Origin of the sequence: Frankia sp. Cppng1_Ct_nod (assembly GCF_920656135.1) — a bacterium.
GTDB lineage: Bacteria > Actinomycetota > Actinomycetes > Frankiales > Frankiaceae > Protofrankia > Protofrankia meridionalis.
The window spans coordinates 1-10,457 of sequence record NZ_CAKKTK010000112.1; the positions used below are offsets into that span (position 1 = coordinate 1).

Annotated in this window: 12 protein-coding genes and 1 tRNA gene; 9 read left to right on the forward strand and 4 right to left on the reverse strand. The window is 65.1% G+C overall.

Annotated elements, in window-relative coordinates; translation table 11 throughout:
- The 4 genes from nodC to NBW77_RS20805 form a co-directional block, all read left to right on the forward strand.
- The coding region (gene nodC / locus NBW77_RS20790; RefSeq protein WP_250280190.1) for a chitooligosaccharide synthase NodC at positions 1-1,055 on the forward strand (1,055 nt) is incomplete at its 5' end.
- Positions 1,052-2,035: an ATP-binding cassette domain-containing protein gene (locus tag NBW77_RS20795; RefSeq protein WP_131749511.1), complete on the forward strand. Its 984-nt coding sequence runs from the start codon at positions 1,052-1,054 to the stop codon at positions 2,033-2,035. The genes nodC and NBW77_RS20795, both read left to right, overlap by 4 nt.
- A gap of 185 nt (positions 2,036-2,220) precedes the next feature.
- On the forward strand, positions 2,221-2,985 hold the full coding sequence (locus tag NBW77_RS20800) for an ABC transporter permease (protein WP_242606163.1): 765 nt from the start codon (positions 2,221-2,223) through the stop codon (positions 2,983-2,985).
- 129 nt (positions 2,986-3,114) lie between these two features.
- Positions 3,115-4,623, forward strand: coding sequence for a carbamoyltransferase C-terminal domain-containing protein (locus NBW77_RS20805; RefSeq protein WP_250280191.1), 1,509 nt, complete (start codon positions 3,115-3,117; stop codon positions 4,621-4,623).
- A 91-nt stretch (positions 4,624-4,714) separates the two neighbouring features.
- Here NBW77_RS20805 and NBW77_RS20810 read toward each other — a convergent pair whose 3' ends face one another.
- Positions 4,715-4,852: a hypothetical protein gene (locus NBW77_RS20810; protein WP_250280192.1), complete on the reverse strand. Its 138-nt coding sequence runs from the start codon at positions 4,850-4,852 to the stop codon at positions 4,715-4,717.
- A gap of 72 nt (positions 4,853-4,924) precedes the next feature.
- Positions 4,925-5,071, reverse strand: coding sequence for a hypothetical protein (locus NBW77_RS20815; protein WP_165486364.1), 147 nt, complete (start codon positions 5,069-5,071; stop codon positions 4,925-4,927).
- Between the two features lie 174 nt (positions 5,072-5,245).
- On the opposite strand from NBW77_RS20815, the gene NBW77_RS20820 reads away from it, so the two are divergent.
- From NBW77_RS20820 to NBW77_RS20830, 3 genes are all read left to right on the forward strand, one after another.
- The gene (locus NBW77_RS20820; RefSeq protein ID WP_131749507.1) at positions 5,246-7,063 is read left to right on the forward strand and encodes a SulP family inorganic anion transporter; all 1,818 of its coding nucleotides are present in this window, start codon (positions 5,246-5,248) and stop codon (positions 7,061-7,063) included.
- 87 nt (positions 7,064-7,150) lie between these two features.
- The gene (locus NBW77_RS20825; RefSeq protein ID WP_250280193.1) at positions 7,151-7,837 is read left to right on the forward strand and encodes an acVLRF1 family peptidyl-tRNA hydrolase; all 687 of its coding nucleotides are present in this window, start codon (positions 7,151-7,153) and stop codon (positions 7,835-7,837) included.
- A gap of 283 nt (positions 7,838-8,120) precedes the next feature.
- Complete coding sequence (locus NBW77_RS20830; RefSeq protein ID WP_131749503.1) at positions 8,121-8,300, forward strand: hypothetical protein; 180 nt, start codon at positions 8,121-8,123, stop codon at positions 8,298-8,300.
- Between the two features lie 196 nt (positions 8,301-8,496).
- Here the strand turns inward: NBW77_RS20830 and NBW77_RS20835 are convergent, their stop codons facing one another.
- Positions 8,497-8,667 carry a hypothetical protein gene (locus tag NBW77_RS20835; RefSeq protein ID WP_165486363.1) on the reverse strand — a complete coding sequence of 57 codons (171 nt, stop codon included), beginning with the start codon at positions 8,665-8,667 and terminating at the stop codon, positions 8,497-8,499.
- Between the two features lie 262 nt (positions 8,668-8,929).
- Between NBW77_RS20835 and NBW77_RS20840 the strand changes: the two genes are divergently transcribed.
- Together NBW77_RS20840 and NBW77_RS20845 are read left to right on the forward strand one after the other, a co-directional pair.
- A complete protein-coding gene (locus NBW77_RS20840; protein WP_131749500.1) occupies positions 8,930-9,538 on the forward strand; it encodes a Panacea domain-containing protein in 609 nt (202 codons plus the stop codon).
- Positions 9,535-9,882, forward strand: coding sequence for a hypothetical protein (locus tag NBW77_RS20845; protein ID WP_131749498.1), 348 nt, complete (start codon positions 9,535-9,537; stop codon positions 9,880-9,882). Before NBW77_RS20840 ends, NBW77_RS20845 begins: the two co-directional genes overlap by 4 nt.
- 362 nt (positions 9,883-10,244) lie before the next feature.
- Here the strand turns inward: NBW77_RS20845 and NBW77_RS20850 are convergent.
- Positions 10,245-10,318: transfer RNA gene (locus NBW77_RS20850), tRNA-Ile, on the reverse strand.
- Positions 10,319-10,457: the final 139 nt, after the last annotated feature.

The window sequence follows — 10,457 nt, forward strand, 5'->3', positions numbered from 1 at the left end:
CGGTGTACGTCGTCGACGACGGATCCCGGAACCGCCAGCAGCTCCAGCCCGTTTACGATGAATTCGGCCGCGACCGACGATTCGTGATCATGCAGTTGGCGAACAACGTGGGAAAACGGAAGGCCCAGGTAGCCGCCATCCGCCAGTCGGTCGGTGACCTTGTCGTGGCGATCGACTCCGACACGACCATCGAGCCCGACGTCGTACGCAAACTGGCGGTGGCGATGGCCGACCCCGGAGTGGGTGCGGCCATGGGCCAGATGGTTGCGAGTAACAGGCGGGCAACCTGGCTCACCCGACTGGTTGACATGGAGTACTGGATCGCCTGCAACCAGGAACGGGCCGCCCAGTCCGTCTTCGGCGCGGTGATGTGCTGCTGTGGACCGTGCGCGATCTACCGGCGCTCCGCACTCATCACCGTCCTCGACGACTACGAGACCCAGATATTTCGTGGGCGACCGAGCGACTTCGGGGAGGATCGCCACCTGACGATCCTCATACTGCGATCGGGCCTGCGCACCATCTATGTCCCGGACGCGACGGCCGCGACGGTCGTCCCCGAACGGATCCGCCCCTACCTGCGCCAACAGCTCCGGTGGGCCCGAAGTACTTATCGGGACACGCTCCTGGCCATCAAACTCCTTCCCCGGCTTCACCGCTACCTGACGCTTGATGTCGTCGGGCAGAACCTGGCACCGTTGCTACTCAGCCTGTCAATGATCACCGGTCTGAGCCTCGTCGCCCTGTCCGCGACGCCACCGCCGTGGTGGTCGGTCGCCGCGATAGCAGGACTCTCGTTACTGCACTGCCCGTACGGAGCCTGGCGCACCAGGAAAATGGCGTTCTTCGCGTTTGCCTTCCACGAATTCATCAATGTCAGCCTGCTTCTTCCCCTGAAGATCTACGCACTCTGCACCCTGAGCAACACAAACTGGGGTTCACGCACGATTCCGGCGGAACAGCAGCAGTGCCCGCCGCAACAAGCCATGACGACAACCGGGTTGTCGACCTTTTCCGACACCCGAGGGACACACGAGGAGGTTGTTTCACTATGAAACCAGCTATCATTGTCGAAGATCTGATCAAGCGTTATGGCGACGCTTACGCGCTGAACGGCCTGAATCTGGAGGTCCAGCCAGGGACCGTCCTCGGCCTTCTCGGTCCGAACGGAGCAGGCAAGACCACGACCGTCCGGGTGCTGACCACGCTGCTGAAACCAGACGGTGGACGCGCGTGGGTGGGCGGTTTCGACGTGGTCCGGCAACCGCATAACGTGCGGCGTTGCATCGGAGTTTCCGGTCAGGAGACAGCGGTGGAACCCCTGCTGACCGGATGGGAGAACCTGGAACTTTTCGGCCGGCTGCACCGGCTGGGCCGGCAGGGAGCGCGTCGGCGCGCCCAGGAGCTGATTGAGCAGTTCGACCTCACCGCGGCGGCCAGCCGACTGGCAAGTACCTACTCGGGCGGCATGCGGCGCAGACTGGACCTCGCCGTCAGCCTGATCACGCGGCCGGCCGTCCTGTTCCTGGACGAACCGACGACCGGGCTGGACCCTCGTAGCCGCAGCACCACCTGGGCAATGATCTCCGAACTCGTGAGCGCGGGCACAACGCTCCTGCTCACCACCCAGTACCTGGAAGAAGCCGATCAGCTCGCCGACCTGATAGCCGTGGTCGACCACGGCCGTGTCATAGCCAGAGGCACCGCGGAGGAGCTGAAGACACAGATCAACAGCGACCGCATCGAGGTTGTCCTGCGTGACAGTGAACTGCTGCCTCTTGCCGCGGCCATTCTCGACCATGTCGGTACCAACCAGGCGGTCGTCATCCCATCGGAACGACGGGTCATCGTGATGACACCGCACGAACCGGGCCTGCTCGCCCGGGTTCTGCGTGAGATGGATGCCGCCGCTGTAGAACTCGAGGATGTCGCGCTGTGCCGACCGACTCTTGATGACGTCTTCTTGAGCCTCACGGGTCGGCCCGCGGTCTCCGAAGCAGTACACGACGCGACGGCAATGGCGGTGGCGGCGTGAGTGAGAACATTTTTTCCCTGTCGGACAGTGCAAGGTTACCCGCTGCCGATACCAGGCTGCGCCGTGGACACGGCGAAATTACCGGCCGTCACCGGAACACGAACCTGAGGATCGTATCCGGGTCCCCCATCAGGCCACGTTCGTCCGGTCAAACTGCCGGAGCCGCACTCACTGACACATACCTGATGACGAGACGCATTCTGATGCGGCTGCCGAGACAACCCGACATCATTGCCTACAGCATTATTCAACCAGCCCTTTTTACCCTGGCGATGGTATACCTTTTCGCCAATGCAATAAAGCTGCCGGGCGGCGGTAGCTACACTGAATTCGTGATCGGCGGCCTGTTGGCGCAGACCGTTGCGTTCGCCGCCGCGTCGACCTCCGGCGCGGTCGCCGAGGAACTCAAACACAAGACGATCGATCGCCTCCGTACGCTACCAGTGGCACCCTCCACCGTCCTCGCCGGATTCACTAATGCCGGCCTGCTGAAGACCTTGATAACCATACTGGTGACGATTTCATGTGGGTTCGCGGTCGGCTGGCGCGCCCACAACGGTATCGGCGGTGCACTGCTTTCCATCGGCATACTTCTGGTTTTCGGTCTCGCGATGAGCTGGCTGGGTGCACTTATCGGGGTGTGTACGAAAAGTCCGGAGGCGGCCGCCGGGGCCGGTACCATCTGGCTGTTCCCGGTAATCTATCTGTCCAATGCGCTCGCACCCGTACAGAGCATGCCGGTGTGGGTGCAGTACGTCGCCGAGTGGAACCCTGTTTCCGCGGTCGGAACTGCCAGCAGGCAGCTTTTCGGAAACCCGGCGACTCCGGTGGTCCACCACACCTGGATGACCGACTATCCGATTGCGATGTCACTCGTCTGGTCATTCATGGTCATGCTTATCACCGTCCCGCTGTGCGTTAGGAAGTTCATGCGGGCGACCAGTCGCTGAGGTCGACGACCTCAGATCTTCGATTTCATCTCGTCGACCCGGACCACTGCGAACGCCAATATCGAGACAAGGGTAGGCCCCATGCGAATTCTGAGCATGAATCCGGGACATGACGGCGCCATCGCCTTCGTGGAAGACGGCCGGCTCATCTACTCCCTCGAAGGCGAAAAGGACTCCTTCAACCGTTACGGTGGGGTCTCGGCATCTCTTGTGCTCCAGGCCATGGACATGGCAACCGGACAACCGGACGTGCTGGCCATCGGTGGCTGGCACAAGCCCTTACCAAGCTACTTGTCACAACATGGGGCAGGCTATTTCGGCGTGGACCCGGGCGTGACGTCGGAGGGGAAATTCTTCGGGAAGCCGGTGACCGTCTTCACGTCCAGTCACGAGCGCTCACACCTTTTCATGGTCGCGGCAATGGCTCCAGCCGCTCCACTGCGTGAGTGCGTCATTCTGGTGTGGGAGGGCGAGATCGGCGCCTTCTACCACTGGCAGAACTACGGAGAAAAGATCACTCCTTTTCATGTTCTGACGGAACCGGGCGCACGTTACGCGGCACTCTTCGGCCTTGCCGACCCCACCTTCTGGGAATCCGGAGACGTACCCCGACTACAGGACGCGGGAAAGCTCATGGCCCTTACCGCGTATGCGGACGGCTCCGAGCCCCGGGCCAAGGAAAAGGAAGTGGTCGATGCACTTCTGAAATCAGAGAATACATTCTACCCTTTCGAGAAAATCTCATATCGGGAATCCTCCCTGCACAACTGTGGTCTCGACAATCCGCTGTTGCACACTGCCGCAAGGTATCTGACGACCCGGCTCTTCGACACCTTCCGCGCAGCCGCCGAAGCCAGGCTTCCCCGCGGTCTGCCGCTGTTGATATCCGGCGGATGCGGCCTGAACTGCGAATGGAACAGACGCTGGCGCGAGTCAGGCCTGTTCAGTGACGTCTTCGTCCCGCCCTGCGCCAATGACTCCGGTTCGGCCATCGGCACCGCGATGGACGCGGCAACCTATTTTGGCGAGCCGTGCCGTCTTGAGTGGAACGTCTATGCCGGGGCCGCGTTCAACCATGACGGAGAGCCCGACCCCAGCCGATGGTCAGCCCAGCCGCTGCAATCCGAGCGACTTGCCAGGAGGCTGCTTGACGGCGGCGTCGCCGCCTGGGTCCAGGGACGCTACGAGATCGGACCTCGCGCGCTCGGGCATCGATCGTTGCTCGCGTCACCGCTGACCGCCGGGGCGAAGGACACCCTTAATAGGATCAAACAGCGTGAAGGGTACCGGCCGATCGCACCCTGTTGCATCGCCGAGGACCTGGGTCTCTGGTTCGACGACCCGTTCGAGGACCCCTACATGCTGCACTTCAACCGGGTCCGGACCGATGCACTACCGGCTGTCACCCACGTTGACGGAACGGCGAGAGTCCAGTCGGTACGATCCCATGAGGAGCCCACTCTGTACCGGCTTCTGGAATCGTTCCGGGCTGTTTCTGGATATGGCATTCTGTGTAACACTTCGTTGAACTTCTCCGGATATGGGTTCATCAACCGCATGTCCGAACTCATGGGCTACTGCGAGTCGAAAAACATCTCGGATGTGATCGTCGAGAAAACCTGGTACCAGTACAGGTAGCGCACCACAACCTTGTCCGCACAGGCGACCAGAAGGCCCAGGTGTCCTCGTCACCGCCGTGTCCGGCTTCGAGCGAGGACCGCGGCGGTGACTATGGCACCAGCACCAGCACCAGCACCAGCACCAGCACCAGCACCAGCACCATTCCGTGCCGCCGCGCGCGGTCACCCCACCGTCGACATGCCCGAGGATCGGCCGAATCAGGCCGTACTCGGGGCGCGACGCGCACCCGATGCCGATCTCGACCTCGACCTCGACCTCGGTGCACCGAATCCAGCGGACAAGCAGGTGAGGGACGTCCCTACCGAACCTGTGCCCGGTGTTTCCCGGTCCGACGCACAACCCCGTCGGTCAGCGTTACGCTGCCCATCTGGGTGGTGAACGTCGTCTCCAGCACGAGGATGCGGTCCAGGTAGCAGCGGTCTACCTCGTACGACGCGGTCGGCACTGCGTGCCGTCGTTCCCCACGGTCAGCGAGGTCTGACTACACCTTCTCGAGCAGTACGGGCTGTAGCGACTGGCCGCTGACCAGCAGCCGCCGTACCCTCATTCATGATCTACGCTGGAAACGGGATCATGCCAGGCAGCCATCTGCAATCCCAAGGCGTTGGTTGCGGGGGTGATGGTGACGAGAGGTAACGCGCGGATCCACACGCGGATCCTGCAGGTCGCGGCCACGTCGGACCCTGGACATTGGCGCCGCTCGGCTCCCCGGCACACCCGCCGGCTGCCGGTTCTCGGCAGGCTGCGTCCGCTGGAGCGCAGCCGCGTGCCAGGCGATGTCCTCGCCGGCGTCACACTGGCCGCGCTCGGTATCCCCGAAGTGCTCGGCTACGCCACGATCGCCCGGATGCCGGTGGTCACCGGCCTTTACACGATCCTGGCGCCGATGGCCGTCTTCGCGGTCCTCGGCTCCTCGCGGCACCTGGTTGTAGGCGCCGACTCCGCGACCGCGGCGATCCTCGCAGCCGGTGTCACCGGCCTGGCCGCACCCGGCTCGCACCGCTACGTGCAGCTGGCCGGGCTCGCGGCGCTGCTGACCGGTGTGCTGCTGGTACTGGCCCGGCTGCTGCGGCTCGGCTTCCTCGCGAACTTCCTGTCCCGCACCGTGCTCATCGGTTTCCTGACCGGCGTCGGCATCTCGGTGGCGGTCGGGCAACTACCCGGTCTGCTCGGGATCGATGTCAGCGGCCGGTCGAGCATCCCGAAGTTGGTCGGTGCAGTTGAAGCGCTGCCATCCACCTCGCTGACCACACTTGCGGTCAGCGTGACGGCGCTCATCATGGTGGTCGGCGTGCGCCGGCTGACTCGTCGGGTACCAGGCGCGTTGGTCGTGGTGGTCGGATCGATCGTCGCGAGCGTCCTGCTGAACCTGCCCGCACACGGCGTCCGCACACTCGGCCCCGTGCCGAGCGGGATTCCGTCGCTGACGGTCCCGGCGCTGTCGGTGGCAGACAGCAGAGCGGTGCTGGCAACCGCGGTGTCGATGTTCGTCGTGATCCTCGCGCAGAGCTCGGCGACCTCCCGTGCGTATGCGGCGCGCTACGACGAGCAGCTCGACGAGGACACCGACCTCGTCGGCCTCGGTGCCGCCAACGCCGCCGCCGCGTTCACCGGCACCTTCGTCGTCAACGGCAGCCCAACCAAGACGCAGATGGTCGACAGCGCGGGTGGCCGCTCCCAGCTGTCCCAGTTGACCTGCTGCACGGTCGTGCTGCTGGTGCTGCTGTTCCTGACAGGTCCGCTCGCGCACCTACCGATCGCGGTGCTCGCCGCCGTGGTGTTCCTGATCGGCGTGGAGCTGATCGACGTCGCGGGCATGCGGCGGATCCTGCGGCTACGCCGAGCCGAGTTCATGGTGGCGCTGCTGACGGTAGCTGCGGTGGTGGTCCTGGGGGTCGAGCAGGGCATCGTGCTGGCCGTCGTCGCCTCGCTTGTCGACCACCTGCGGCACAGCTACGACCCGACCACGCTCGTACTTGTGCGCGGCGCGGACGGCCACTGGCGCACCGAGCCCGCCCGCCCCAACGCCCGCACCACCGGCGGGCTCGTCGTCTACCGCTTCATGTCAAGCCTCTACTACGCCAATGCCCACCGGTTCGCCGGCGACATCACGGCGTTCCTGGCCTCGACCGACATCTCGACCGGCCCCTCAGTCGACTCATCGGCCATACCGCCCGCGCCTCCCCTGCACGTGCTGTGCCTGGACGCCTCCGCCATCGCCGACATCGACTTCACCGCCGCCCAGACGCTACGGCACGTCGCCGCGCAGCTGGCCGACCATTCGGTGCGCCTCGAGTTCTCCTCGGTGACCGACGTCGTACGCGCCGAGCTGCAGCGGTACGGAGTGCTCGGCGGCAAGGAGAGCCCGGTGGTGCACCCCACGTCCGGAGCAGCCCTCGACGCCTACCGCGCTGCCTACGAGGACATCGACCACTGATCACCGGGACGCCCGTGAACGGGATACAGACGTCGGCCGCATGGTCGGGGAACATGGTCGGGGAACATGGTCGGGGAACATGGACGGGTGAATGCGTTCCCGGCCGCAGGCGGCGGCCGCTGGGTTGTCATCGACCCGGAGCGGCTTGATGGCTGGCTGACCCGGTTCAGTGATCGTCATGGTGCCGTGGCCTGTGTGGTCGGAGAGACGGCGGTCGTGTTCACGGCGGCGGACGGCGCGGTCGCCGAGTGCCGGGTCCCGTTCCCGCCGCTGCGCATCGATCCGGGGGCGTTGTACGGCGGCCTGACCATCCACGCGGTCACCGACCGGCGGGTCGGCGTGCTCCTCGTCCGTCTCGGCGGGTACGCCGCCGGCGTTTTTCACGGGACGCGTCTGATCACCTCGAAAGTCGGATCACGCCAGGTCCACGGCCGCAGCGCTGCGGGTGGATGGTCGCAGCAGCGGTTCGCCCGGCGCCGACAAGGCCAGATCCGCGATGCGCTGTCCGCGGCTGCCGACGTCGCCGCGGCCACGCTGGTACCGGCGGTCGCCGATCTCGACGCCGTCGTGATCGGTGGCGACCGCCGCGCGGTGGACACCGTGCTTGAGGATCCGCGGCTGGCGGTACTGCGTCCGCTGCTGGTCGAACCCCTCCTGGATACTCCGGATCCGCGGTTGCGGGTGCTCCAGCAGGTGCCTCGGCAGTTCCGCGCGACACGGGTGCGGATCGTTGAACCGACAGGTCCGACAACAGGCCCTCACCGCGGAAAATAGGCCGGGATCCGGCCGCTGGTCCACTTCGTCTTCGACTTCGGTGGAAGGCCACCGGCTGGTGGGCGCCAGGTGCCCGGGCCGATATCCGGGAAGCCGATGCCCGGGAAAATGCACGATTTCCGGGCGCAGGCGGTGGGTCCGACATCCCCATGAGGATGTCGGACCCGACCCGATGGCAGGTCCGCACAGCGCGGCAGCCATGATGGTCACCGAATAAGCACGGTCGGTTATATTGATCGTAGCTGCAGTAGTTGTTGAGGTCGCACCAGATGGCCCGCCAGTAGTGGGTGCTGCCGACGTTCCAGCTCAAAGCCCCCAGATGGCGCCGCTGCTGTTCTGGTTCGAGCACCAGCCCCTGTTACCGGGTGGGACCGCGACCATCACCCACGCCGTCATCGTGATCATGATGGTTGAGTGCGCGGACGCCGCCGGTTCGATGGCCGATTCGACGAGGGTGCGGTGACGGCGTCGAACGGCCCAGACGACGTCTGTCCGTCTGTCCGGACAGACGGCACCGCCGATGCTCCCCTTGCCTGTTCGCCGGTGGCCATCTCCTGGTGGCCATCTCCTGGTGGCCATCTCCTGGTGGCCATCTCCTGGTGGCCATCTCCTGGTGGCCCCAGCGGACGGACGGAGCGGATCGAACATGTACACGCTGGTCATAGATGGTCAGCGTGAACCTGCTCCTGCCACACCATGTCGATCTCGACGCCGGCCGCGCCAGCCGCCGCCCCACCTGCCACCCGCTGGAAAAAGTAGGGAAAGTCGGCACGGGGGCCTTGGCCGTTGACACCTTGGTGCGGACCGACGTCCCGCGCAGGGCACTCCACCTGGGGCCACCGCGGCTGGGAGCGCGCCAAGGCCCATTCGATCCAGTTGGCCACCTGCCGCAATTGTTGGGTAAGCAGTGATCGTCCAGTGTTGTAAGGGTGAGCGCGAAGAGCTCACGCCGCGACCCAGGTCAACAGCTTGGAATCGAACAGAAGTTCGACTAGAATTCGGGCTGTCCCGGATCTTCCGACGGGCACCCCGTTACGCAATGCTTGCGCCGGCCGGTACGGTGGCAAGGTCACGAGGAGGGAGGGCCGCGCCATGGACGCGCACGAGCGCAGTGTCAGGGACAGCCTCCAACGCGACGACCTCGACGTACAGCCGAACGAGGCCAAGTTCGCCGAGCTGCTACTACTGGTCGCCGAAGAGCTGGCGGACGACCCCTACGGGGGCGCCACCAAGGCCAACAAGGTCCTGTACTTCGCCGAGTTCGCGCACGTCCGCGAGACGGGCCGTCCGATCACGGGAGTCCGCTACCGCAAGCTTGAGCGAGGCCCGGCGCCGCAGCGCCTCAAGGCGATCCGAGACCATCTGATCGACACCGGTGACGCGGTGCTGATTAAGGAGCGGGTCCTGGGCCATGAGCAGCACCGCCTTCGCCCGACCCGGCCCGCCCGCCGTGAGCTGTTCAGCGCTACCGAACTGAAGGCCGTTCAGGATGCGATCAACCTGCTTCGCGGCCACACCAACACGGATGCCAGCGAACGGTCCCACCGCGAGCCCGGATGGCAGCTCGTGGACGAGGGCGAGGACATCCCTTACGTGGCAGCTCTTCTGCCGCAGAGTCAGCCACAGCCGTCAGCTCGGATGATGGACAAGCTGCGGCAGATCGGCGAGGACTACTCCCGTCAGGGACACCTTGCCCGGTGACCAGGTACGCGGTCACCTACGGGGCCGACTTCCTCGCCGCTGCCAGGGCCACGTACCCCGACAGCCGAGGCATGCAGTACTCGGGGCCGACGTTCCACGAGTTCATGGCGCTGCCCGTGCGGTCAGCGAAGTTCGCCTTCGCTAACAACTGGGACAACCTGCCCTCGGAGATGGGCGGAGCGGCCCGCCTGGTGATTCTTGAGCCCGCCGGGGCGTTCGGGCCGATCGTCTTCTACGCGGTGCTTGTCGATCGGCCGACCGGGTCAGTAGTCGAGATCGCGGGTTTCGAGGAGGATCGAGACTACTGGGCTACCTTCGTCGACCCGGACGATCCGGACGGATGACTCGTCAGGATCCGGGCTCGTTTGTCCGGGCGGTGTCCAGGCGGTGCCGTCCGCGGTACCTGCCGGTACCTGCCGGTCCCTCCGGCCGGCGAACGGGACCGGTGGACAACCGACATGGCCAGCGAGGGCCGGCAGGGTGAAGTCGTCCCGGTCGACGGTGGCCACGGTGCACCGCATCGCGCACGCGGTGACACGGGACTACCTGCCACGCAACGTTGCCGAGGACGCACGAACGCCATCTTCGACAAACAGCCCCCTGCCGCACAGGACTGTGGGGGGTTCGGGGGGCTCGGCCCCCTGGCAGACATAGTGGTCAGCAGCGAAGCTGACCGTCAGATCGGCGAGCACGCTGAGCCAGCGCGTGGACCTGGGTGGACTTGAACCACCGGCCTCTTCCTTATCAGGGAAGCGCTCTAACCGACTGAGCTACAGGTCCTTGCTGGGCTCCACAGTACCGGATGACGACGGGTGCCTGACGTGGTGCCCGCCTCGAAATCCTCAGCCTGTGTCATCCGCCCCTACTGGTCGCCGAGGATGACCTCGATCCCGCCGACCATCTCGGTGCACAGGTTGTA